Source organism: Bradyrhizobium sp. Leaf396, from assembly GCF_001424605.1.
In the GTDB taxonomy this organism is placed as follows: Bacteria; Pseudomonadota; Alphaproteobacteria; order Rhizobiales; family Xanthobacteraceae; genus Bradyrhizobium; species Bradyrhizobium japonicum_C.
The window spans coordinates 62,999-87,170 of the sequence record NZ_LMQJ01000023.1 but is presented as its reverse complement, the minus strand read 5'-3'; the positions used below and the strand labels follow the sequence as shown (position 1 = coordinate 87,170).

The following is a 24,172-nucleotide window of genomic DNA, read 5'->3' as shown; positions in this document are numbered from 1 at the left end:
TTCCTGCCTTTTACTTGCCGAGCTTGCCGAGTTCGGCCGTCAGCTCCGGAACCGCCTGGTAGAGATCTGCAACCAAGCCGTAATCGGCGACCTGGAAGATCGGCGCGTCCTCATCCTTGTTGATCGCGACGATCACCTTGGAATCCTTCATGCCGGCCAGATGCTGAATGGCGCCGGAAATGCCGACGGCGACATAGAGCTCGGGAGCCACGACCTTGCCGGTCTGGCCGACCTGCCAGTCGTTCGGCGCATAGCCGGCGTCGACCGCGGCGCGCGAGGCACCGACGCCAGCGCCGAGCTTGTCGGCGAGCGGCTCGATGTACTTGGCGAAGTTCTCGCGGCTTTGCATCGCGCGGCCACCGGAGACGATGATCTTGGCCGAGGTCAGCTCGGGACGATCGCTCTTGGCGACCTCCTCACCGACGAAAGTCGACAGGCCGGGATCGGCCGCCGCCGCAACGTTCTCGACCGGCGCACTGCCGCCTTCGCCCGCTGCGGCGAAGGTGGAGGTCCGCACCGTGATCACCTTCTTGGCATCCTTCGACTTCACGGTCTGGATGGCGTTGCCGGCATAGATCGGCCGCTCGAATGTGTCGGGCGCGACCACCTTGATGATCTCCGAGACCTGCATGACGTCAAGCAGGGCGGCAATGCGCGGCATCACGTTCTTGAAGCGCGAGGTCGCCGGCGCGACGATCGCGTCGTAGCCGGACGCCAGCGATACGACCAGCGCAGCCAGCGGCTCGGCCAGGTCGTGCGCGTAGAGGTCGCCATCGGCGAGCAACACCTTCTTCACGCCGGCAAGCTTCGCGGCGGCATCGGCCGCGGCCTTGGCATTCTGCCCGGCGACCAGCACCTCGACGTCCGCGCCGAGCGCGGCAGCTGCGGTGAGAGCCTTGTTGGTAGCGTCCTTGAGCGACGCGTTGTCGTGTTCGGCAATCAGAAGCGTCGTCATCAGAGCACCCCGGCTTCGTTCTTGAGTTTCGACACGAGCTCGGCGACGTCCTTGACCTTGACGCCTGCCTTGCGGCCGGCCGGCTCCGTCGTCTTGAGAATCTCGAGACGCGCTGCGACGTCGACGCCGTAATCGGCCACGGTCTTCTCCGCGATCGGCTTCTTCTTGGCCTTCATGATGTTGGGCAGCGAAGCGTAGCGTGGCTCGTTGAGGCGAAGATCGGTGGTGACGATCGCGGGCCCCTTCAGCTTCACGGTCTGCAGGCCGCCGTCGACTTCGCGGGTGACCTTGAAGTCGGACCCTTCGACCTCGAGCTTGGAGGCGAACGTCGCCTGCGACCAGCCGAGCAGCGCGGCCAGCATCTGTCCGGTCTGGTTCGAGTCATCGTCGATCGCCTGCTTGCCGAGGATGATCAGGCCCGGTTGCTCTTCTTCCGCGACCTTCTTCAGGATCTTGGCGACAGCGAGCGGCTCGACATTGCCCTCGGCCTTCACCAGGATGCCTCGGTCGGCACCCATGGCGAGGCCGGTGCGGATCGTCTCCGACGCCTGCGCCGGTCCGATCGAGACCACCACAACCTCAGTGGCCTTGCCGGCTTCCTTCAGGCGCAGCGCTTCCTCGACCGCGATCTCGTCGAACGGATTCATGGACATTTTGACGTTGGCGAGTTCAACGCCCGATCCATCGCCCTTGACGCGGACCTTGACGTTGTAATCGACCACCCGCTTTACCGGCACTAAGACCTTCATCGATCCTCTTTCACTCAATTTGGGAGGGGGGTTATCAACTGGCGCGGAACCTAAAGGCCCGATCTGCCCCGGTCAACGCGCGAACGGCTCTAATTTTGGCCCTCTGAGATGCGGGCGCGCGATGGGTCAGCGGTTCTGGCCGGGAACCCAGAGCACGTCGCCGGCGCCATTGCCGTTGGCAGCACGGCTGGCCACGAACAGGAAGTCGGACAGGCGATTCATATAGTGAATGCCAGCCGCGTTAACCGTCTCGGCTGGCCGAGCCGCCAGTTCCACGATCACACGTTCCGCCCGGCGGCATATCGTTCGGGCCACATGCAGATGGGCAGCGGCGGGCGTGCCACCCGGAAGCACGAAGGAGGTCAGCGGCGCGAGCTTGTCGTTGAGCTTGTCGATGTCGCGCTCGAGCCGTTCGACCTGGCTCGCCACCACCCGCAGCCGCTCGGCTTTCCCCTCCCGTTCGGGCACGGCGAGATCGGCACCGAGATCGAACAGATCATTCTGGATGCGGCCGAGCATCGCATCGAGTTCGGGCATGTCCCGGGTGTGGAGCCTGACCACGCCGATTACGGCATTGGTCTCGTCAACGGTGCCATAGGCCTCGATGCGCAGATCGTATTTGGGGCGGCGCTCACCGGTTCCCAGCGCCGTCGTGCCGTCGTCGCCGGTCTTCGTGTAGATGCGGTTCAATACGACCATGTCAGCGTCCCATCGCCCAGACCGCGGCCATCGCGATGATGATCGCCACGAACTGAAGCAGTACGCGCCAGCGCATCAGCTTCTGCGAGGTGTTAGGCGAGCCGCCACGCATCATGTTGATGAGCCCGAGCAGCAACACCAACGCCACGGCGCCGGCTGCCGCCGGCAGGATGAAAGTACTCAGGAGAGATGCCATTTGAGGGTAGATAACACCGTGTGCACGGATGCGCCATGGCGCCGCGACAGCCTCCGGCGTGATTCCGGGGCGATGCGAAGCGCGAGCCGGGCATCCATCGGGCTACCTGCCTGCGGCCAGATGGATTCCGGGCTCGCGCTTCGCGCCCCCCGGAATGACGGCAGGGCGCTTCGCGAACTGGCTTTCGGACCGATAATATCAGATGGTAGCACCATGATTACCGATTTGCGCTCATTGCCAGCTGTCCTGACCTCTCCCTGCGTGCGGGGGGAGAGAGCAGTCGTTTAGGCCGGGCATGAAAGCGATCCGCTACATCTACGCTGTGGTGATGGACGCGTTCTACACGTTCCTCGCCGATGACGGCTGGGCGATCGCAAGCCACATCGCGCTGTCGACGCTGATGGCGCTGTTCCCGTTCCTGATCGTGCTGACCTCGCTCGCCGGCTTCTTCGGCTCCAAGGAGCTTGCCGATCAGGCCGCCAGCCTGATGCTTCAGGTCTGGCCCAAGCAGGTCGCCGATTCCATCTCGGGCGAGGTCCATGACGTGCTCACCACTACCCGCACCGGACTTCTGACCATCGGCGCGGCGCTGTCGGTCTATTTCGCTTCCAATGGCGTCGAGGCGCTGCGGGTGGCGCTCAACCGTGCCTACGCGGTGGTGGAGATGCGGAGCTGGTATTGGCTGCGGCTGGAATCCATTGCCTACACGCTCATCGCAGCCTTCACTGCGCTCGCGATGGCGTTCCTGATCGTGCTCGGTCCGCTGATCATCGAGGCCGCACGGCGCCACATTCCACTGTTCGTCGAATCGAACGAAAGCATTCTCACCTGGCTGCGCTACGGCATCACCATCAGCGCGCTGGTGTTGGCGCTGTTCATCCTGCACGCTTGGCTGCCGGCGGGGAGACGCAGCTTCCTCCAGATCATGCCGGGCATCATCTTCACCGTGGTGGCGTCGCTGATCTCCGGCATCGTCTTCGGACAGTATCTGGCGCGCTTCGCCAACAATTACGTGACGATGTATGCGGGCCTCGCCTCGGTGATCATCGCGCTGGTGTTCCTGTATTTCATCGCCGCGATCTTCGTTTACGGCGGCGAGCTCAACGCCGCGATCATCAAGTCTCGGCTTCCTCACGGCGTGTCGCTTCAAGCAGCGCAGTCGCTAAAGCCCGGGGAGACACAGGCTTGACAAGGAAGGCGTCGGCACCGGCCTCGCGCGAGGCCGCCTCGTCCTCGCCGCGGCCGGACACGCCGATGATCGGGATCTGAGCCAGCGGAGACGGCAGGGTCCGGATCCGCCGGATAGCTTCGACGCCATCGATGCCCGGCAGCACCATGTCCATCAGCACCGCGTCGAATGCGCCCTGCTCCAGCCGGTTCACGGCATCCTCGCCGCGCCCGATGAACTCGGCATGATGGCCAAGCTCGGTCAGAATGGTGTTGAGCACGACGCGGCCGAACGGATTATCCTCGACGCTGAGCACGCGAAGGGCGGCGATCGCCTCGGGCTCGCTGCCGTCCTTCGCCTTGCGGCTCTTGCCCGATCCTGCCGCATCCAGCGACACCGTCAATGTGAAAGTGGCACCGCCACCGCGACGCGGTGCGACCGTGATGTCGCCGCCCATCGCACGCGCCAATTGCTTGACCGAGGAAAGCCCCAAGCCGGCGCCGCCGAAGCGCGAGGCGATGGTGACATTGGCCTGGGTGAACGGGCGGAACAGCCGCTTGATCTCGGCCATGGTGAGGCCGATGCCGCTGTCGGACACCTCGAAGGCGACGCCGACCCTGCCTTTGCCCTTCGCTCGACCTTTACCGGGACGCCATGGCGCGACGGCGAGCGCCACGCCGCCTTGGTCGGTGAATTTCACCGCGTTGTCGATCAGGTTCTCGAGCGCGGCGCGCAGGCGGACGGGATCACCGACCACAAGTCCGGGAAGCTTTTCGGAGATATCAACCTCGGCCTGGAGACCCTTGGCAGCGGCGCGGCCGGTCAGCGAATCGCCGGCGCTGCGGGCAAGCGTCCTCAGGTCAAACAGGTCCTGCCGCAGCTTGCTGCCACCCTTCCCCGTTCCCTTGCCGGTTCGGGCAGCGTCCACGAACAGCGTGGCAAGGCTCGCCAGGTGCTCGGCACCGGCCTTGATGGTGTCGGCCCAGCGCCGCTCTCGTTCCCCGAGATCTGACGTCGCGAGCAGGTCGCTGATCGCCAGAATGCCGGTCAGGGGGGTGCGGACCTCATGAGCAAAGGCAGCCAGCGCTGCCTGGACCACGCCCGGCGCGACGGTCGTGTTGCTGCGCTTACGCGCCTTTCCGGCCGTCCCGGACCGCTTTCGAGGCAGCCGCCTGGACGTCCGTGTTGTGCGCACTGGACGCGTTTTCGCCGCCATGAATCCCCTTCGAAGTACTCTCTTCGAACCCCGCGCTGGCCAAGCATGGCACGGAGGAACACCCGGAGTCACGGCGACGTTTTGCTAACCCCCAGAGAAACTTAATCTAATCCCATCAGCTGGCGGATGCGAGCGGGCGTGACTCCGGCCGCGCGCAAGGCACGCAAACCGGTCGACCGGCTCGATTTCGACAGCTTCCGGCCCGCCTCATCGCGAATCAGCCGGTGATGGCGGTAGGCGGGCTCCGGCAGGCCGAGCAGGACCTGGAGCAAGCGGTGCACCGCGGTGGCGTAAAACAGGTCCCGGCCCCGCACGATCTCGCTGACGCCCTGGAGCGCGTCGTCGACCACCACCGACAGATGGTAGCTGGTCGGCGTCTCCTTGCGGGCCAGGATCACGTCGCCCCACGCCTCCGGCCGCGCCGCGACGATGCCGTACTCGCCGGCCGGCCCCTCGCCGAGTTCATTCCAACTCAGACGGGCGGCACGGCGGCAGGCGGCAGGCATGTCGAGCCGCAGCGCATACGGCGCGCCCGAGGCGATCAACTGCGACCGCTCGTCGGCCGACAGTGATCTGGCGGCGCCGGGATAAAGCGGCGCACCGTCGGGATCGCGCGGCCATGGCCCTTCCACCTCGCGCGCGGCGATGAGCCTTGCGATCTCGGCGCGGCTTTCGAAGGCGGGATAGACGAGACCAAGCGCAGACAGCTTTTCCAACGCAGCACGATAGTCGGCGAGATGCTCCGACTGCCGTCGCACCGGCGTCTCCCAGGCAATTCCGAGCCAGTCGAGATCCTCGTAGATCGCCGTCTCATAGTCCGGCCGGCAGCGTGTCGCATCGATGTCCTCGATCCGCAGCAACATCCGCCCGCCGGTCTCTTGCGCGCGATCAAAGTTGAGCAGCGCGGAATAGGCGTGGCCGAGATGCAGGAGGCCATTGGGGCTGGGGGCAAATCGGAAAACGGGTTGTGCCATCAGATGAATCTCGTCATGGCCGGGCTTGACCCGGCCATCCATCGTCCAAGGACTCTGTTACGATAGGAGATGGATGCACGGGTCAAGCCCGCGCAGCACGAGCCAAACACCATGACCATCCATCTCGAAACCCAGTCCGATCTCGAAGAGGCCGTCCACGCGCTGATCAAGCGCGATCCGCGGCTGAAGCCGATTCTGGAGATCGCAGGCATGCCGGCGCTGCGGCGGCGCGAGCCGGGCTTTACCGGGCTCGCGCACATCGTCTGCGGGCAGCAGCTTTCCACCGCGAGCGCCGCGGCGATCTGGGGACGTCTTTCGGCCGCCTTCGATCCGTTTGATCACGATGCCGTGCGACGGGCCCGCACCGACCGGCTGGGACGGCTCGGCCTCTCCGCCGCCAAGATCAAGACGCTCAAACATCTCGCCCGCGAGATCGCCGCCGAGCGGCTGAACCTCGACGTGCTCGCGGAGGAAGATGCCGATGCCGCCCATCACACGCTGATCGCGCTGCCCGGCATCGGCCCCTGGACCGCCGACGTCTACCTGCTGTTCTGCCTGGGCCATGGCGATGCCTGGCCGGCCGGCGACCTCGCCGTGCAGGAGGGCATCCGGATCGGGCTAGGCCTCAAGGCGCGACCGACGGAGAAGCAGATGGCACCGCTCGCCGAACCCTGGCGCCCGCTGCGCGGTGCGGCGGCGCATCTGTGGTGGAGCTATTACCGCGCCGTGAAGAAGCGAGAGGGCGTGCTGGCGGGATCAGGCTAGCCGCGCAGCCTGGCGCGGTCGGCCCGGGCGCATTCGGCGACGAAATCGACCACGGCGCGCACCGCCGGGAGCTCCACGAGGTCGGGATGGGCCAGCAGCCAGAGATCGGCGATACTCGCGAGCTTCTGCGGAGCGACGCGCACGAGATCCGAATAGGTTTCAGCGACGAAGCATGACAGCGCGGAGATGCCAATTCCGGCACGAACCGCCGCCAGCATGTCCCCCTGGGACGAGCAGCGCATCACCACCCTCGCCTGTTGCGTGACGACATCGCTCCAGCGCGCGAGCTGCACATTGGATGCTTGGTCGGCGAAGCCGATGACGCTGTGCTCCTTCCAATCGCCGCGGCGCTCCGGCAGGGACCGGCCGGCGGCATAGTCGCGCGAGGCATAGAAGCCGGTGCCGAGACGGCCGATCTTGCGGCCGACCAGATTCTCCTCTCCACTGTCGACTGGCCGCAGCACCACGTCGGCCTCACGCCGGCGTACGCTTGCCGGAAACGGATGAGTGATGATCTCGAGCTGGATATGATCGTGCGCACGCAGGAAGGTCGGCAACCGCGGCATCAGCCAGTGCGAGGCCAGCGTCGCGCCGATCGACAGCTTGACGATGCCGCGCGCCCTGTGCCCTCCCGCCGCCACCGCGGTCTCAGCCCGTAGCGCCGCGGCCGCCATCGCCTCGGCGTGCTCGCGCAAGGTCCTTCCATCCGCGGTCAGCGCCAGGCCATCTGCGGCGCGCGCCACCAATCGCGTGCCGAGCTGGGCTTCGAGGGCCGCGATCTTGCGGCTGACCGTAGGATGGCTGGTGTGCAGCCGGCGCGCGGCAGCGGTGAAGCTGCCGGTGTCGGCGACTGCGACAAAGGTCTTGCAAAGGTCCCAGTCCATCGGCAGCTCCGTTCACATTTGAATGGCCCTTCGTTCATTATTGAACGGCCGGACCGCGCCGTCCAACCTTATAGTGGCCGTCAATCCGCAACCGGCGGCACTCCGCCCGCACGACAATCAACAGGAAACGTCACGTCGTCCGCCCGCCGGCGGGCCGCGTTTCGGGAGGACAAGATGGCGCTGCCCACTCTCTTGAAGGATTCGCTGGAACTGCCCGTCGTCGGCTCTCCCCTCTTCATCGTTTCCGGGCCGGAGCTGGTGATCGCCCAGTGCAAGGCGGGCGTCGTCGGCTCCTTTCCTGCACTCAATGCCCGCCCAGTCGAGAAGCTCGACGAGTGGCTGAGCCGCATCGAGGACGAGCTCGGGGAATACAGATCGCGCAATCCCGGCAAGAAGGTCGCCCCCTACGCCGTCAACCAGATCTGCCATGCCTCCAACGATCGACTGATGAAGGACATGGAGATCTGCGTGAAGCACAAGGCGCCGATCATCATCACCTCGCTGCGGCCGCCGGCGGAGATTGTTGAAGCCGCGCATTCTTATGGCGGGCTGGTGTTCCACGACGTCATCAACGTCAAGCATGCGCGGAAAGCCGCCGAGCAGGGCGTAGACGGCCTGATCCTGGTCTGCGCCGGTGCGGGCGGACACGCCGGCACGCTGTCGCCCTTCGCATTGGTGCGCGAAGTCAAGCAGTGGTTTGGTGGAGCGATCCTGCTGTCGGGCGCGATCAGTGACGGCTTCGGCATCGCCTCCGCGCTGACGCTCGGCGCCGACCTCGCCTATATGGGCACGCGTTTCATCGCGACCCAGGAAGCCAATGCGGACGACGCCTACAAGTCCGCGCTGACGCGGCACGCCGCGCACGACATCGTCTACACCAACCTGTTCACCGGCGTGCACGGCAATTACCTGGGCCCCTCAATCGCGGCCGCAGGGCTGGACCCGGACAATCTTCCCGCTGCCGACAAATCGAAGATGAATTTCGGCTCCGGCGGCAACATGAAATCGAAAGCGTGGCGCGACATCTGGGGATCAGGCCAGGGTATCGGCCAGATCGTGGATGCCCCGCCGGTCGCCGAGCTCGTCGAGCGCATGAAGGGGGAATTCGACCAGGCGCGGCGCGATTTCCTGATGCGCGTGAGCGCCTGACGTCTCGGACTGAATAAACACGGGAGGACATCATGAAGCAGGCAGCCGCACTGATCGGACTATCGTTGCTGACACTTGGCGCGAGCGGCGCCCATGCCGAAGGCGCCGGCGAGATCCGCATCGGGCAGACCCTGCCTTATAGCGGCCCTGCCTCCGGCTTCGGCACGATCGGGCGGACGCAAGAAGCCTTCTTCGAGAAGATCAATGCCGAGGGCGGCATCAACGGTCGCAAGGTCAAGTTCATCACGCTGGACGATGCCTACTCTCCGCCCAAGACGGTCGAGCAGACCCGCAAGCTGGTGGAGCAGGACGAAGTGCTGATGATGTTCGGCTCGCTCGGCACCGCCACCAACAGCGCCGTGCAGCGCTATCTCAACGGCAAGAAGGTGCCCCAGCTGTTCGTGCTCTCCGGCGCGACGAAATGGGCCGATCCGCAGAAATATCCGTGGACCATGCCCGGCATGGCCGCCTACGAATCCGAGGGCGTGGTCTATGCCAAGCACGTGCTGCGCACCAAGCCGGGCGCCAAGATCGCCATCCTGTCCCAGAACGACGATTTCGGCCGCGACTATGTGGCAGGCTTCAAGCGCGCGCTCGGCGACAAGGCCAACAGCATGATCGTGGCCGAAGCGACATACGAGACCAGCGCGCCGACGATCAGCTCGCAGCTATCGGCCTTGAAGGCTTCGGGCGCCGACGTGCTGTTCGGGGTCGTGCTCGGAAAGTTCACCTCGCAGATGATCAAGGGCGTAGCCGAGCTCGGCTGGAAACCCGAACTGTTCTTCGTGCCGACCTCGGCCTCGTCGATCTCGTTCCTGGAGCCGGCTGGGCTCGACAACGCGGTCGGCCTGATCTCGTCCAGCAATCAAAAGGACACGATGGATCCGCAATGGGCCGACGATCCTGGCGTGAAGGAATACTTCGCGTTCATGAAGCAATACATGCCCGCCGCCGACCTCTCCAACTCCAACTATGCGGCCGGCTATCATTATGCGACCCTGCTCATGACCGTACTCAAGGCCTGCAAGGATGACTTCAGCCGCGACAACATCATGCGCCAGGCAGCCTCGCTCAAGGACGTCCAGCTGCCGTTGCTGCTACCGGGCATAACGGTTGCGACCGGGCCCGACGATTATCTTCCTTTCCAGCAGCTGAGGCTCCGGCGCTTCAATGGCAAGAGCTGGGTGGGATTCGGCGACGTGCTGGATGACCGCTGACATCCCGGAAGGAGGATAGGCCCATGATCATCAGCGGCGACCGCCGGATTAGCTACAGCGAAATCCAGGCACGCATCAGACGCGCCGCCAGCGGGTTTCGCGCGCTTGGCCTTGCCGAGGGCGCACCTGTCGCAATGATGCTGCGTAACGATTTCGCCCTGTTCGAGGTGGTGGCAGCTTCGGCCGCCCTGGGGAGCCCGGTGGTGCCGATCAACTGGCATCTCAAGGCCGAAGAGGTCCGATACATTTTGGCCGATAGCGGCGCAAACATCCTGGTTTGCCACGCCGACCTGCTGCCGCAAATCCGCTCCGGCCTGCCACCAGACTTCCGCCTCCTCGTGGTCGAGACCCCGCCCGAACTCAAGGCTACGTTCGCCGTGCCCGCGGCGCTGGCGCAGGTCCCGTCCGGAATGACCGATTGGGATCGCTGGCGGGAGGATCACCCGGAATCACAGGAGCCGCCGAGGCGAGCTGCCGCAATGATCTATACGTCCGGTACCACCGGCATGCCGAAGGGCGTGCGCCGGATGCCGATGCAGCCGGATCAGGCCGCCGCATCAGAACGCGTCGGCGCGATCACATACGGCATCAAGCCGCGCGAGGGCCAGGTCGTGCTGATCAACGGGCCCATGTACCACTCGGCCCCGCACTCCTATGGCATGATGGCGTTCCGCAACGGCTGCACGATCGTCCTGCAGCCGCGGTTCGAGGCAGAGGAACTGCTGGCTCTGATCGAGCGCCACCGTGTGACGCATATCCACATGGTACCGACCATGTTCGTCCGGCTGTTGCGCCTTCCTGACACAGTCAGGCGGCGCTACGACCTGTCGTCGCTGCGCTTCGTCGTGCACGGCGCCGCGCCCGGCCCGCCCGAGGTGAAGAAGGCGATGATCGATTGGTGGGGACCCGTCATCAACGAATATTTCGGCTCGACCGAGACCGGGATTCCGGTCTGGCACTCGGCCGAGGAAGCGTTGAAGAAGCCCGGCACGGTCGGCCGGGCAATCGAGGGCGGCATCATCAGGATCTTCCGCGACGACGGCAGCCAGTGCGGCGCTGGCGAAGTCGGCGAGATCTACATGCGCCAGAGGGCGGTGCCCGACTTTGATTATCACGGTAAGGCGCAAGCCCGGGCGGAAGCAGGGCGCGACGGTCTGGTCAGTGTCGGCGACGTCGGCTATCTCGACGAGGACGGCTATCTGTTCCTGTGCGACCGCAAGCGCGACATGGTGATATCAGGCGGGGTCAACATCTACCCCGCCGAGATCGAGAACGTGCTGATCGGGATGCATGGGGTGCGCGACTGCGCCGTGTTCGGCATCCCGGATGCGGAATATGGCGAACGGCTGTGCGCCTGCATCGAGCCGGAAAGGGGCGTGCAGCTCTCAGCTGCCGCGGTGCAGGCCTTTCTGCGCGAGCGGCTGGCCAACTTCAAGGTGCCCAAGGAAGTCCAGTTCCTGGATGCGATGCCGCGCGAGGCAACCGGGAAGATCTTCAAGCGCAAGCTGCGCGATCCCTATTGGGCGGACTGGAAACCGGACGGGCCTGAGCCGGCGGCCCCGAAATCCCGGGCTTGAAGAATCACGCGGCCTATTCCGCCCGAGCAGGGCTATATGCCGGCATTACTCGGGTCACCGGCTTTTGGCGGTCTGCGAAAGCGTATAGCGTCAGCCTCAGAGGAAACGCCGCGAAGGCCGCCATGAGGTCGCGCATGCTGGACAAGACCAAGGATATTTACGTCTCCGCACAGTCCTGGCTCGATGAATTCGAGCGCGCCCTGGGCAAGCCTGATGCCGCCCTGAAGCGCCTCTTCCTTGCAGACGGCTTCTGGCGCGACGTACTGGCGCTGAGCTGGAACCTGCAGACGATCGCGGGCGCCGATCCGATCACGCGGGAATTGGCCGCGCGCGCGCCCAAGGCCGCGCCGACCAATTTCAGGATCGCTCCGAACCGCGCGCCGCCACGCTGGGTTACCCGCGCCGGCACCAATACCATCGAAGCGATCTTCGATTTCGAGACCGCAATCGGCCGCGGCAGCGGCATCGTGCGGCTCGTCCCGGACCCTGCCGACGGCGACCGCCTGAAGGCATGGACGCTGCTGACCGCCCTCGATGAATTGAAAGGCTACGAGGAACAGCTCGGCACCTCCCGGCCGCGCGGTCAGGCCTATTCCCGCGATTTCCGCGGGCCGAACTGGCTCGATCTCCGCAACGCCTCGCGCGACTACGCCGACCGCGACCCGGCCGTGCTGGTGGTTGGCGGCGGCCAGGCTGGGCTTGCGATAGCGGCGCGGCTGAAGCAATTGAAGGTCGACACGCTGATCGTCGATCGCGAGGCGCGGATCGGGGACAATTGGCGCAAGCGCTATCACGCGCTCACCCTGCACAACCAGGTGCAGGTCAATCATCTCCCCTACATGCCGTTCCCGCCGAACTGGCCGACCTACATCCCGAAGGACAAGCTCGCCAACTGGTTCGAAGCTTACGTCGATGCCATGGAGCTGAACTTCTGGACCGGCACCGAGTTCGAAGGCGGCGCGTACGAGGAGGCGAAGGGCCACTGGACCGTGAGGCTGCGCCGTGCCGATGGCAGCCGACGCACCATGCATCCGCGCCATGTGATCATGGCGACCGGCGTCAGCGGCATCGCCAATATTCCGGACATTCCGACGCTTTCCAATTTCAAGGGCACGCTGGTGCATTCGAGCCGCTACGAAGACGGTGAGAACTGGACCGGCAAGCGCGCCATCGTCATCGGCACCGGCAACAGCGGCCACGACATCGCGCAGGACCTGTATTCCAGCGGCGCCGAAGTGACGCTGGTCCAGCGCTCGCCGACACTCGTTACCAACATCGAGCCCTCAGCGCAGCTCGCTTACGCCACCTACAACGAGGGTACGCTCGAGGACAATGATCTGATCGCGGCGTCGATGCCGACGCCGCTGGCGAAGAAGACGCACGTGATGCTGACCGAGCAGTCGAAGGAGCTCGACAAGGAGCTGCTCGAGGGCCTCGCCCGCGTCGGCTTCAAGCTCGACTTCGGCGAGGCTGGGACCGGCTGGCAGTTCAAATACCTCACCCGCGGCGGCGGGTATTATTTCAACGTCGGCTGCTCGAACCTGATCCTCGAGGGCAAGATCAGGCTCAAGCAGTTCTCCGATATCGACAGCTTCGTTGCCGAGGGCGCCCGGATGAAGGACGGCTCGACCATTGCGGCCGACCTCATCGTGCTTTCGACCGGCTACAAGCCGCAGGAATATCTGGTGAGAAAGCTGTTCGGCGATGGTGTCGCCGACCGTGTCGGCCCGATCTGGGGCTTCGGCGACGGCTTCGAGCTGCGCAACATGTATGCGCGCACGAAGCAACCCGGCCTCTGGTTCATCGCCGGCAGCCTCGCACAATGCCGCATCAATTCGAAATACCTCGCGCTCCAGATCAAGGCCATCGAGGAAGGGATTTTGGGGCGTGAGGAGGGCACGGCTTAACCCTCGCGTCGTTGGACGCGATGCGTATCTCTGCAACGGGTGAGGAGAGACCAATGCCCGCCATTCTCGGCGCCGGCGAGCACCGCTACCGCGTTGTCGAAGACTTCGCCAAGCTCCCGGACGGCTGGCAGCTCACGGACGTCGCCTCGGTCGCCGTTGACAGCAAGGACCGCATCTACGTCTTCAACCGCGGCGCACACCCGATGGTGGTGCTGGATCGCGAGGGAAACTTTTTGCGCAGTTGGGGCGAAGGCCTGTTCTCCCGCGCGCACGGACTGCACATCGATGCCGACGACCATCTCTATTGCACCGACGACGGCGATCACACCGTGCGAAAATGCACTGCGGAAGGAAAGGTGTTGCTCACGATCGGCATCCCGGCAAAGCCGGCGCCGTTCATGAGCGGCGAGCCGTTCCACCGCTGCACCCACACTGCGCTCTCGCCGAAGGGCGAGATCTACGTCTCCGACGGTTACGGCAACGCCCGCGTGCACAAGTTCACGCCGGACGGCAAGCTGATAAAAAGCTGGGGCGAGCCGGGCACCGATCCCGGCCAGTTCAATATCGTGCACAATATCGCCACAGACGCCGACGGCTGGGTCTATGTCGCCGACCGCGAGAACCATCGCGTGCAAGTGTTCAACGGCGAGGGCAAGTACGAGACGCAGTGGAACAATCTGCATCGGCCCTGTGCGCTGTGCTGCTACGGCGGCAGGAGTCCCACCTTCGTGATCGGCGAACTCGGCCCCGGCCTTTCCATCAACCGCAATGTACCCAATCTCGGCCCCCGACTGTCGATCGTGGACGCCAAGGGAAATCGCATCGCACGGTTGGGCGGCGAGGAAGGTCCGGGCCTTGCCAGCGGCAAGTTCCTGGCACCGCATGGCATCGCACTGGACTCCAAGGGCGACATTTATGTCGGCGAGGTCGGCGTCACCAACTGGCAGTCCAGCTTTCCGGACGAGAAGATGCCGGCCGCGGTGCGCACGACGCGGTGCCTGCAGAAGCTGGAGCGGGTACGGGAGTAGCCGCCATTGCAAGTCCATGAGGTGCGGACAAGCGGTTTCACACGCCCGCCGGGATCGCAGCGTTTTGACCGCTTTTGCCACCCCGCCGCCGCATTGCTCGCGCCTGAATAAGTCGCTCAACGGGCTTCACAATCCCGTCACGCTGCATGTAGTATGTCACTACATGCTGCTTCGCAGCGTACATTGGAGGCCGGGAGCGTTACTTGAACGCACATGTCTCGCAAGGCAGTTGGCCGGTGTTGGTGCTGAATGCGGACTTCCGGCCGCTGAGTTACTACCCACTGTCGTTGTGGTCGTGGCAGGACGCGATCAAGGCGGTGTTCCTCGACCGCGTCAACATCGTCGCGCATTACGATCAGGCGGTCCACAGTCCCACGCTGCAGATGCAGCTTCCCAGCGTCGTCTCGCTCAAATCATTCGTCAAGCCGACCACTCATCCGGCCTTCACCCGTTTCAACGTCTTCCTGCGCGATCGTTTCGCCTGCCAATATTGCGGCTCGCCAGAAGACCTCACCTTCGATCACATCATCCCGCGCAGCAAAGGCGGCCAGACCACCTGGGAGAACGTGGTCGCGGCATGCTCGCCGTGCAATCTGCGCAAGGGCAACCTGACGCCGGCGCAAGCAAAGATGTTTCCGCGCCAGAGCGCGTTCGCGCCGACCGTGCACCAGCTCCACCGCAACGGCCGGTTGTTTCCGCCGAACTATCTGCACGACAGCTGGCTCGACTATCTCTACTGGGATACGGAGCTCGATCCGTAGGGCGGGCCTCCGCAGGTTATCCCCGCTGCAGAGCGAGCGTCACGCCGCCGAGCGTGAGCGCCATCGCCGTCCATTCGCGATAGCCCAGCGGCTCGCCCAGAATGATGGCGGCGGAGATCACGCCGATCACCGGCACGATCAGCATGCCGGTCGAGGCCGTGGTCGGTGGCAGACGGCGCAGCGTCTCGAACCAGGTGACGTAGCAGAGGCCCATCGGCACCAGCGTCATGTAGGCGAAGCAGCCGAGTCCCAGCGGGGTAATCGCGGTGATATCGGGATGCTCGAACACGACGCCGAGGATCAGCATCGTGGCGCAGCCGAGCCCGACCTGCCAGACAACGACGACCAGCGGCGGCATCGGCAGCGGCTTGCGGTTGAGCACGTTGCCGAGGGCGAAGAGGATGGCGCAGAGCAGCGCGAGCACGATGCCCAGCAGCTTGTCGGCGCTGAACGCAAGGCCGTTGCCGCTCAGGAGCAGCGTGACGCCGGCAACGCCGAGGACGAGCCCGAAAATGTCCCGGGGCGCCGGCCGCGTGTTGAGCACCGGCCAGGCGAACAGCATCGCCCAGATCGGCATGGTGTAGGCGAGCAGAGCGCCCTCGCTCACGCTCACATATTTCATCGCGACCGTGCCGAGCCCCATCCAGGCGAAGACGTTGGTGAAGGTCGCAAACAGAAGCCGCGGGACGGCTTCGCGCGGAACGGCGAAGGACTCCTTCCGGCTCAGCACGAGGGCGGCGAGAATGAGCGAGGCGCAAACGCCCGCAAGGCCGCGCGCGAACAGCGGCGGCCATTGCTGGAGCAGAAGCTTCATCAGCGGCCAGTTCAGTGCCCAGCCGCATGCCGTCACGCCCAGGCAGAGTGAGCCGATCGTCCTGTCGCGCCGTGCCGTGTCCATGGATAGCGCTTAGCAGCCCAGCACCAGCCGCTCCACCTCGAATGGCGCATGCGGGGGCATCGCGCAGGACGGAACCGGACCGGCCGGCGGTCGTTCAAATGGAAGCCCACGCGTCGATGCGTGCCGCACAACCGAGGGAGGCCATCATGCCCGCAGCCGAGAAAGACCACGTTTACAAGATTCTGGACCTGGTCGGATCGTCCGAGACCTCGATCGAGGACGCGATCAAGAACGCGATCGGCCGCGCCTCGAAGACCGTTCGCGAAATGAAGTGGTTCGAGGTGGTGCAGACGCGCGGTCACATCGAGAACGGTACGGTCGGCCACTTTCAAGTCACCTTGCGCGTCGGCTTCACGCTGGAGGAGTGACGGCGGTCCCGAGGTCGCGGCCGATCCGCTATCTCGGCACATGACCTGTTTGCACATCCCACATCGGTGAACGGAAGTCCTTCGGAATACCGGCTCCCTTCGGGTAACATAGGTCAGGCCAGATGACACGCCACGAAGTGCCCGCCCGCCCCTTCCCTCAGCTCCGGCGCGACCTCGGCGCAGCGCGGCTGAGCGATCGGGCAGCGGGTGTGGAAGTGACAGCCTGACGGCGGCTTCATCGGACTCGGCACGTCGCCCTTGAGACGGATGCGTTCGCGCTTGAGCTTTGGGTCGGGCACCGGCACCGCAGACAGCAGCGCCCTGGTGTAGGGATGCTGCGGAGTGCGGTAGAGGTCGCTCGCTTTCGCCAGCTCGACGATACGGCCGAGATACATCACGGCGACGCGGTCGGAGATGTGCTCGACCACCGAGAGGTCGTGCGCGACGAAGAGATAGGTGAGGTTCAGTTCGGCCTGAAGATCCTCCAGGAGGTTGATGACCTGGGCCTGGATCGATACGTCGAGCGCGGACACCGGCTCATCGCAGACGATCAGCTTCGGCTCGACCGCGAGCGCGCGCGCGATCACGATGCGCTGGCGCTGGCCGCCGGAGAATTCATGCGGATAGCGCCGCATGTGCTCGGCCTTGAGCCCGACCTTGACCAGCAGGCCCGCGACGCGCTCCTCACGCTCCTTGGCGGAGGTCGCCAGATTGTGGATGGTGAAGGCCTCGCCGAGGATCGCGCCGACCGTCATGCGCGGATTGAGCGAGGCGAACGGGTCCTGGAATACCAGCTGCATGTTCCGCCGCATCGCGCGCAGATCGTTGCCGCCGAGCTTGCGCACGTCCTGGCCGTCGAAGGTGACCTCGCCGTCCGTCGGCTCGATCAGGCGCAGCACGCAGCGCCCCGTCGTCGATTTGCCGCAGCCGGACTCGCCGACGAGGCCGAGCGTCTCGCCCCGGTTGACCGAGAACGACACGCCGTCGACCGCATAGACGGTGCCGACCTGCCGCGACAGCAGGCCGCCGAGCACGGGAAAATGTTTCTTGAGGCCGCTGACGCGCAGCAACGGTTCGCTCATGCTGCGCCTCCGAGGCCGGTATCTCCCAAGTGACAGGCCATGCGATGGCCGGGCGCAATCTCGCGCAACAGCGGCTCCCTCTCGGTGCAGACGTTCATGGCGAACTTGCAGCGCGGCGCGAAGCGACAGCCGACCGGCGGATTGATCAGGATCGGCACCGAGCCGCCGATCGCCTCGAGCCGCGTCTTGTGCTCGGCGTCGAGGTCGATGCGCGGGATCGAGCGGATCAAGCCTTGCGTATAGGGATGGCGGGGGTCGCCGAAGAGGTCGTCGACGAGCGCCTCCTCCACCACCTTGCCGGCATACATCACGACCACGCGCTGCGCCGTCTCCGCGACGACGCCCATGGCATGGGTGATCAGCATCACCGCCATGCCGAAGCGGTCCTTCATGTCCTGGAGCAGGTCGAGGATCTGCGCCTGGATGGTGACGTCGAGAGCGGTGGTCGGCTCGTCGGCGATGATCAGCTTCGGCTTGCAGGCGAGCGCCATCGCGATCATCACGCGCTGGCGCATGCCGCCGGAGAACTGGTGCGGATAATTGTGCACGCGGCCTTCCGCGTTCGGGATCTGCACCAGCTTCAGCATCTCGATGGTGCGTTCCAGGGCCTGTTTTCTTGTCACCGCCTCGTGGCGGCGCAGGCTCTCGGCGATCTGCTCGCCGATGGTGAGCACCGGGTTGAGCGAGGTCATCGGCTCCTGGAAGATGAAGCCGATCTCCTTGGCCCTGATCTCATCGAGCTGATTGCTCGTCAGCGGAACGAGATCGCGGCCCTCGAAGATGATCTGGCCCGCCGCGATCCGGCCCGGCGGCATCGCGATCAGCTTCAGGATCGACATTGCGGTGACGGTCTTGCCGCAGCCGGACTCGCCGACGACGCAGAGCGTCTCCCCCTTGTTGATGGTGATGTCGACGCCGTCGACGGCCTGGAGGATGCCGTCGTCGGTGGAGAAGTGGGTCTTGAGGCCCTTGATCTCGAGCAGCGGCGCCATCAGATCACCCGCCGCGCATCGAGCGCGTCACGCAGGCCGTCGCCGATGAAGTTGATGGCGACCACCGCGATGAAGATCGCGCCGCCCGGAAACAACGCCCAATGCGGGCCGATATCGAGGAAATCCTTGGCATCGTACAGCAGTCGGCCCCAGGTCGGGGTATCCGGCGGAAAGCCGAGTCCGAGGAACGACAGCGTCGATTCCGCGATGATGGCGGCGGCGACGTCGATGGTGCCCGCGATGATCACCGGACCAAGCGCATTGGGCAGAATGTGCTTTATCACCTGCCGCAGCGGACTTGCACCGAGCGCACGTGCAGCCTCCACGAATTCCTTTTCGCGGATCGACAGGAACTGCGCGCGCACGAGGCGCGCGACCGGCATCCAGCGGAGCCCCCCGATCACCAGCACGATCAGGATGAAGATGCCGCCTTCGGGCCCGAACACCTGCTTCAGCCCGTCGCGGAAGAGATAGATCAGCAGCAAGAGCAGCGGCAATTGCGGCAGCGACAGGAACAGATCCGTCAGCCACATCAGGCCGTGTCCGAGCGCGCCGCGCGACATACCGGCCAGCGCGCCGATCAGCACGCCGATAAAGACCGAGACCAGCATCGCGGCCAGACCGACCGCGAGCGAGATGCGCCCGCCATAGATCATGCGGGCGAGGATGTCCTGCCCGAGGTCGTCAGTACCGAACGGATGGGCCAGCGACGGCCCCTGCAGACCCGCCACAATGTCGATCTCATCGATCTTGACCCGCCAAACGAACGGACCGAACACCACCGCCAGGACAAGAACCAGGAGCAGGAAAGCGCTGACAACGGCAAGCTTGTGGCGGCTGTAGCGTCGCCACGTCTCGCGCCAGGGCGAGTAGACCCGCCGCTCAGCGGAGGGAGATGCGAGGGTCAAGCAAGCCATAGAGGACGTCCGCGATGAGATTGAACAGCACGACGAGGCACGCGAAGACGAAGGTGACGGCCATCACCACCGGTGTGTCGTTGGAAAGGATGGAGGTGATCAGAAGCGAGCCGATGCCTGGGATGCGGAAGATCTGCTCGGTGACGATGGCGCCGCCGAACACCGCGGGCATCTGCAACGCGATGAGCGTGACGACCGGGATCATGGCGTTGCGCATCACATGCTTGACGATGACGGTGGCCTGACCAAGGCCCTTGGCACGGGCCGTGGTGACATAGTCGAGCCGGATCACGTCGAGCATCGCCGAACGTACGAAGCGCGTCATCGACGCCGCCTGGAACAGGCCGAGCACCGCCACCGGCATGATCGCCTGCCGGATCATCTCTAGCACCCAATGAATGCCGGTCGCCTTGATGTCGGTGGTATAGACGAAAGGCAGCCAGTCCAGCGTGACCGAGAAGATCAGGATGAACAGAATGCCGGTGAAGAAGGTCGGCAGCGAGAAGCCGACGAAGGCGAGCGTATTCGCGATCTGGTCGAACAGCGAATACGGCTTGGTGGCGGCATAGACGCCGACGGGAATCGCGATCAGGAGCGCCAGGATCTGCGCCGAACCGATCACGTAGAGCGTGGCCGGAAGGCGTTGGAGGATCAACGTGTCGACGTCCATCCGGCTGACGAAGGAGAAACCCCAGTCGCCGTGCAGCATGGCGTTGAGCCAGTGCAGGTAACGAAGGTAGATCGGATCGTCGAGCCCGAACTTGGCCCGAAGTGCGGCCTGCACTTCGGGCGGAACGTTCGGATTGGTCGCCAATTCCGAGAACGGATCGCCGGGGGCGAGCGCGAGCACGACGAACAGCACAAGCGAGATGGCCAGCAGGCTCGGAATGGCGATCAAGAGGCGACGCAGGACGTACTGACTCATAGGGAGGACCCCCGTCTAGCCTGCGATCAAGCCTCCCGGTACCAGTCCTGGATGTTGTCAGTCTCGTTCGCCCAGCCGCTCAGCGCTGGCCTCAGGGTGTTGGCCGCGGCTTCCACCTTAAGGCGATGCATCACCGGAATGAACACCGTGTCCTGCCAAAGCAGGTCGTTGCACTTGATGTAGAGCGCGGCGCGCTTGACCGGATCGGTTTCGGTCTCGGCCGCCGCAATGGCGGCATCATAGTCTTTGTTGACGTATCGCGGGAAATTCTGCCCCTGCCATTTGTTCTCCTTGGTGGCCACGTTGGCGGAGATGTAGCGGCGCATGTGCAACGCCGGATCCGGCTGCGTCATCGGGATCTGGAACTCCTCGATGTCGGCATAGAATTTGGGGTAGGTGTCGGGATTGGCAACGTCCGACGAGAAGAACACCGAGGCAACGACCGACTTCAGCTCCACATCGATGCCGGCCTTCTGGCAGGCCTGCTTGACGATCGCCTGGGTCTTCTGGCGCGGACCGTTGGTCGATGTCTGGTATAGAAGTTTGAACTTCTTTCCGTCTTTCTCGCGGATGCCGTCCGATCCGACCTTCCATCCAGCATCGTCGAGCATCTTCGAGGCCTTCTCGATGTTGAACTCCCACGAGGTGTTCTTGGAAACGAATTTCTCGGGACCGTTGAGGTAGTTGGCGGTGGTGCGGCCTGCACGACCGTAGATCGCCTTCTTGACGGACTCGCGGTCGACCAGCAAGGCAAGTGCCTTCCGCACATTCGGATCCGAGAGGATCGGGTGCTTGGTCTTCATCGACGACCGTTCGCCATCGACCTCGGTGTGCGGGTCGGTGAAGTTGATCGCAATGAACTCGATGTCGCCGCCGGTGGCGTAGACAGTCTTGCCCTTGCCGCCCTTCTCGAGGCGCAACAGGACGTCGTCCTCGACCTGCATGTTCCAGGCGAAATCGAATTCGCCGGTCTGGATCACCGCGCGCGCAGCGGAGACTGCATCACCGCCGCCCTTCATTTCGATCGTGTCGAAATGCGGCCGGTTGGGCATATGGTAGTCGGGATTGAGCTGCCCGCGGACCACATCGCCCGGCTTGAACTCCACGAATTTGTAGGGGCCGGTGCCCACGGGGGCCAGATTGTTCGGCGCCTCACGGGACTTCGAGCCCTTGTAGTCCGCGAACAGATGCTTCGGGAGAACGCAGCCATATGCGCCGACGAAGGCATTTGCCCAGAACGGCGTCGGAGTCTTGAACAGGATGCGAATCGAAAGATCGCTCACCTTCTCGACCGTGATCTGACCGTAGGTGCTGATGCTGACGGCGGCCGTTGCGGGATCGCTGGCATATTGCCATGTGAACACGAAATCGTCGGCGGTGAGCGGTTTGCCGTCGTGCCATTTGACACCCGGCTTGATTTTCCAAACCACCGATTTGGCATCGGCGGCGAGACCACCGTTTGCAACCGAGGGAATCTCTGCGGCCAGAATCGGATTGAGATTGCCGTCGGCGTCCCAGCTTGCGAGCGGCTCGTAGAACAGCCGCGACCCGTCCTGGTCCTTGGTGCCGGTCGCGAAATGCGGATTCAGCAGCGTCGGCCCCTGCCACCACAACAGCTTGAGAGGGCCGCCGCCCCCGCGCTTGGTCGGCTTATAGACAGCAGGACTCTGCGCCATGGCGACACCGCCGAGCGCGAGAATCTGGTTGGCCAATGGTGCGGTAAGACCGACAGCGGCCATGCGCTGGATGAAGGCGCGGCGATCCATCCGCCCATCCTTCACCTGGCCGATCATCGAACGCAGTTCTTTATCCAGCATGGTTGTCCCCCGTCTGGTTCCCATAGTGATGACAGCCGCCGAGAAGCACGGCAGCCCATTTGGCTGGCAGTAGATGGCACACCGAATGGGGCGCACGTCAACTGGGACCGTGTGTGTGCAAACGGTCTTCTGGCTGTCTGTTGGGCAAAACTTGCATTCCGCAGCCCATCCGTTCGGCAATCCGGCATCAAAACGTCCCGGATCGCGCGCTGCAGTGCGGAAAATTTGTTCGCCCGATCAGGCGAACATGAACTCGGAATTCTGGGGGTCTGGATCCAGATCTTGGATCTAGATCTTGGACATGTCGAGCGGCGGGGCGACGTGATCCGGCAACGGACAGACGTAAGGCGTCTTGGCCGTCCGCTTCTGAAGATCTGCCTTGGCCGCCTTGATCAGCTCCGGTTCCGTCAGTGCCCTGATGCCGAGACCCGCCATAGCCTTCGCCGCCTGCACCATCGCCTTGTGGGCATGCGGACTCTTGCCCTGCGCCACCACCTGCCAGGTGTGGAAGGGCGTCCCGATGGCAACGGTCGGTGCATGCACCTGCACCGTCGGCACCACCCAGCTCACGTCGCCGACATCGGTCGAGCCGACCAGCGGGTTGCGCTTGGCATCGAGCGGCACCAGAAAGTCGGCCAGCGGGCGGTCCGTCGGCTCCATGCCGATCGCGTAATAGACAGAGTCGATATCCTTGTCGCTCAGCGTTGCGCGGATCTGGCCAGCAAACCTCTTGTCCGCGTCGTCAAAATGCGGCGGTCCGAGCTCTTCCATCACCTGGTGCAGCGCCCGTTCCAGCGGCGCGTTCGGCAGGATATTGGAGACCGCGGAGATGATCTTCATCTCGACCTTGGTCTCTGTCATCAGCGCCGCGCCCTGCGCGATCTTGGACACGCGCTCGACCAGTTCGTTCATGCCGGGAAGATCGCGGGCGCGGATCGAATATCGCACGCGCGCATGGGCCTGCACCACGTTCGGCGCGATGCCGCCGGTGTCGAGCAGTGCATAGTGCACGCGCGCGTCGCTCGGCATGTGCTCGCGCATGTAGTTCACGCCGACATTCATCAGCTCGACCGCATCGAGCGCCGAGCGGCCGAGATGCGGTGAGGCCGCGGCATGCGACGTGCGGCCGGTAAAGATGAAGTCGGCGCGCGTATTGGCGAGCGACGGCGTGACCGCGACCTCCCAGAAGCTGTGCGGATGCCAGGTGATGGCGATGTCCGCGCCCTCGAACGCGCCGGAGCGCACCATGAAGGCTTTTGCCGCGCCGCCTTCTTCCGCGGGGCAGCCGTAATAGCGCACGCGGCCGGGCACCTTGTTCTCGGCCAGCCAGTCCTTCACCGCGGTTGCAGCGAGCAGCGCGGCGGAACCGAGCAGATTGTGACCGCAGCCGTGACCGTGACCGCCGGTCTCGACCGGGCGATGCTCGGCGACACCCGCCTCCTGGCTGAGGCCCGGCAGCGCGTCGTATTCACCCATGAAGGCGATGACCGGACCGCCCTCGCCCCACTCCCCCATCAGCGCAGTTGGAATGCCGGCGACGTTCTCGGTGATCCGGAAGCCCTGATGGCGCAGCTCGGCAAGATGCTCGGCGGCGGACCGCGCCTCGGTGTAGCAGACCTCGGGCATGCCCCAGACCCTGTCGCTGAGATCGATGAAACGCCCCTTGATCGTATCGATGCCACGCCAGATGTCGCTGCGGTTGTCCATGCTTGTCGTCCGCGATGTCTCGGCCAAACGAAGCGGCAAGCGTTAGCAGCTTCACTGCACGGCGCCTAGCACCTCCCCGGACACCAGCCATGCGGGCCATGTCGGATAGGCGCGGCCTGCTCGCCGAGCGCACGAACCGGTTGCGCACATTTCAAAGATTTCACCCGGCGTTCTCACGAATAGTTTGGAACGAGGCTTTCAAGACGGGATCGCCCGGCCTA

Annotated in this window: 23 protein-coding genes; 9 read left to right on the top strand and 14 right to left on the bottom strand. The window is 64.5% G+C overall.

All coding sequences use genetic code 11. The annotated features are described in order from the left end of the window. Positions 1–10 precede the first annotated feature (10 nt). The 4 genes from ASG57_RS20590 to ASG57_RS20575 form a co-directional block, all read right to left on the bottom strand. Positions 11–955, bottom strand: coding sequence for an electron transfer flavoprotein subunit alpha/FixB family protein (locus tag ASG57_RS20590; RefSeq protein ID WP_024337277.1), 945 nt, complete (start codon positions 953–955; stop codon positions 11–13). Beyond that, positions 955–1,704 carry an electron transfer flavoprotein subunit beta/FixA family protein gene (locus ASG57_RS20585; RefSeq protein ID WP_024337276.1) on the bottom strand — a complete coding sequence of 250 codons (750 nt, stop codon included), beginning with the start codon at positions 1,702–1,704 and terminating at the stop codon, positions 955–957. Before ASG57_RS20585 ends, ASG57_RS20590 begins: the two co-directional genes overlap by 1 nt. Before the next feature lie 126 nt (positions 1,705–1,830). Beyond that, entirely contained in the window at positions 1,831–2,403 is a 573-nt protein-coding gene (locus ASG57_RS20580) for a cob(I)yrinic acid a,c-diamide adenosyltransferase (RefSeq protein WP_057197248.1), read from the bottom strand. A gap of 1 nt (position 2,404) precedes the next feature. Continuing rightward, complete coding sequence (locus tag ASG57_RS20575) at positions 2,405–2,599, bottom strand: twin transmembrane helix small protein (protein ID WP_024337274.1); 195 nt, start codon at positions 2,597–2,599, stop codon at positions 2,405–2,407. 295 nt (positions 2,600–2,894) lie between these two features. Between ASG57_RS20575 and ASG57_RS20570 the strand changes: the two genes are divergently transcribed. Next, positions 2,895–3,788 carry a YihY/virulence factor BrkB family protein gene (locus ASG57_RS20570; protein WP_024337273.1) on the top strand — a complete coding sequence of 298 codons (894 nt, stop codon included), beginning with the start codon at positions 2,895–2,897 and terminating at the stop codon, positions 3,786–3,788. On the opposite strand, the gene ASG57_RS20565 is transcribed toward ASG57_RS20570, so the two are convergent. Further along, a complete protein-coding gene (locus ASG57_RS20565; RefSeq protein ID WP_028145786.1) occupies positions 3,715–4,983 on the bottom strand; it encodes an ATP-binding protein in 1,269 nt (422 codons plus the stop codon). The genes ASG57_RS20570 and ASG57_RS20565 overlap by 74 nt on opposite strands. Before the next feature lie 101 nt (positions 4,984–5,084). Beyond that, positions 5,085–5,957: a tRNA glutamyl-Q(34) synthetase GluQRS gene (gluQRS, locus tag ASG57_RS20560; RefSeq protein ID WP_028145787.1), complete on the bottom strand. Its 873-nt coding sequence runs from the start codon at positions 5,955–5,957 to the stop codon at positions 5,085–5,087. Positions 5,958–6,068: 111 nt separating this feature from the next. Here gluQRS and ASG57_RS20555 point away from each other — a divergent pair, with 111 nt between their 5' ends. Then, positions 6,069–6,722 carry a DNA-3-methyladenine glycosylase family protein gene (locus ASG57_RS20555; protein ID WP_024337271.1) on the top strand — a complete coding sequence of 218 codons (654 nt, stop codon included), beginning with the start codon at positions 6,069–6,071 and terminating at the stop codon, positions 6,720–6,722. On the opposite strand, the gene ASG57_RS20550 is transcribed toward ASG57_RS20555, so the two are convergent. Then, the gene (locus tag ASG57_RS20550; protein WP_057197246.1) at positions 6,719–7,606 is read right to left on the bottom strand and encodes a LysR family transcriptional regulator; all 888 of its coding nucleotides are present in this window, start codon (positions 7,604–7,606) and stop codon (positions 6,719–6,721) included. The genes ASG57_RS20555 and ASG57_RS20550 overlap by 4 nt on opposite strands. Before the next feature lie 174 nt (positions 7,607–7,780). On the opposite strand from ASG57_RS20550, the gene ASG57_RS20545 reads away from it, so the two are divergent. The 6 genes from ASG57_RS20545 to ASG57_RS20520 all read left to right on the top strand — a co-directional run bounded on the left by ASG57_RS20545 (position 7,781) and on the right by ASG57_RS20520 (position 15,245). Then, positions 7,781–8,755, top strand: a complete 975-nt coding sequence (locus ASG57_RS20545; RefSeq protein WP_024337269.1) for an NAD(P)H-dependent flavin oxidoreductase — start codon at positions 7,781–7,783, stop codon at positions 8,753–8,755. Between the two features lie 32 nt (positions 8,756–8,787). Continuing rightward, positions 8,788–9,972, top strand: coding sequence for an ABC transporter substrate-binding protein (locus ASG57_RS20540; protein ID WP_024337268.1), 1,185 nt, complete (start codon positions 8,788–8,790; stop codon positions 9,970–9,972). Further along, complete coding sequence (locus tag ASG57_RS20535; RefSeq protein ID WP_283806203.1) at positions 9,969–11,549, top strand: acyl-CoA synthetase; 1,581 nt, start codon at positions 9,969–9,971, stop codon at positions 11,547–11,549. The genes ASG57_RS20540 and ASG57_RS20535 overlap by 4 nt, the downstream gene beginning before the upstream one ends. Positions 11,550–11,683: 134 nt before the next feature. After that, the gene (locus tag ASG57_RS20530) at positions 11,684–13,456 is read left to right on the top strand and encodes a flavin-containing monooxygenase (RefSeq protein ID WP_057197471.1); all 1,773 of its coding nucleotides are present in this window, start codon (positions 11,684–11,686) and stop codon (positions 13,454–13,456) included. A 53-nt stretch (positions 13,457–13,509) separates the two neighbouring features. Beyond that, a complete protein-coding gene (locus ASG57_RS20525) occupies positions 13,510–14,484 on the top strand; it encodes a peptidyl-alpha-hydroxyglycine alpha-amidating lyase family protein (RefSeq protein ID WP_057197242.1) in 975 nt (324 codons plus the stop codon). 203 nt (positions 14,485–14,687) lie between these two features. Then, positions 14,688–15,245, top strand: coding sequence for an HNH endonuclease (locus ASG57_RS20520; protein ID WP_008142962.1), 558 nt, complete (start codon positions 14,688–14,690; stop codon positions 15,243–15,245). Positions 15,246–15,261: 16 nt separating this feature from the next. Here ASG57_RS20520 and ASG57_RS20515 read toward each other — a convergent pair whose 3' ends face one another. Beyond that, positions 15,262–16,143, bottom strand: a complete 882-nt coding sequence (locus ASG57_RS20515; RefSeq protein WP_024337264.1) for a DMT family transporter — start codon at positions 16,141–16,143, stop codon at positions 15,262–15,264. 146 nt (positions 16,144–16,289) lie between these two features. Between ASG57_RS20515 and ASG57_RS20510 the strand changes: the two genes are divergently transcribed. After that, a complete protein-coding gene (locus ASG57_RS20510; RefSeq protein WP_024337263.1) occupies positions 16,290–16,511 on the top strand; it encodes a dodecin in 222 nt (73 codons plus the stop codon). A gap of 113 nt (positions 16,512–16,624) precedes the next feature. Here the strand turns inward: ASG57_RS20510 and ASG57_RS20505 are convergent, their stop codons facing one another. The 6 genes from ASG57_RS20505 to ASG57_RS20480 form a co-directional block, all read right to left on the bottom strand. Continuing rightward, entirely contained in the window at positions 16,625–17,593 is a 969-nt protein-coding gene (locus tag ASG57_RS20505) for an ABC transporter ATP-binding protein (protein ID WP_024337262.1), read from the bottom strand. Further along, positions 17,590–18,585: an ABC transporter ATP-binding protein gene (locus ASG57_RS20500; RefSeq protein ID WP_024337261.1), complete on the bottom strand. Its 996-nt coding sequence runs from the start codon at positions 18,583–18,585 to the stop codon at positions 17,590–17,592. Before ASG57_RS20500 ends, ASG57_RS20505 begins: the two co-directional genes overlap by 4 nt. Continuing rightward, positions 18,585–19,502 carry an ABC transporter permease gene (locus tag ASG57_RS20495; protein WP_057197470.1) on the bottom strand — a complete coding sequence of 306 codons (918 nt, stop codon included), beginning with the start codon at positions 19,500–19,502 and terminating at the stop codon, positions 18,585–18,587. Before ASG57_RS20495 ends, ASG57_RS20500 begins: the two co-directional genes overlap by 1 nt. Next, positions 19,468–20,427 carry an ABC transporter permease gene (locus tag ASG57_RS20490; RefSeq protein ID WP_057197241.1) on the bottom strand — a complete coding sequence of 320 codons (960 nt, stop codon included), beginning with the start codon at positions 20,425–20,427 and terminating at the stop codon, positions 19,468–19,470. The genes ASG57_RS20495 and ASG57_RS20490 overlap by 35 nt, the downstream gene beginning before the upstream one ends. A gap of 26 nt (positions 20,428–20,453) precedes the next feature. Then, entirely contained in the window at positions 20,454–22,244 is a 1,791-nt protein-coding gene (locus ASG57_RS20485) for a peptide ABC transporter substrate-binding protein (protein ID WP_024337259.1), read from the bottom strand. Between the two features lie 288 nt (positions 22,245–22,532). Then, complete coding sequence (locus ASG57_RS20480) at positions 22,533–23,951, bottom strand: M20 family metallopeptidase (RefSeq protein ID WP_024337258.1); 1,419 nt, start codon at positions 23,949–23,951, stop codon at positions 22,533–22,535. Between the last annotated feature and the right edge of the window lie 221 nt (positions 23,952–24,172).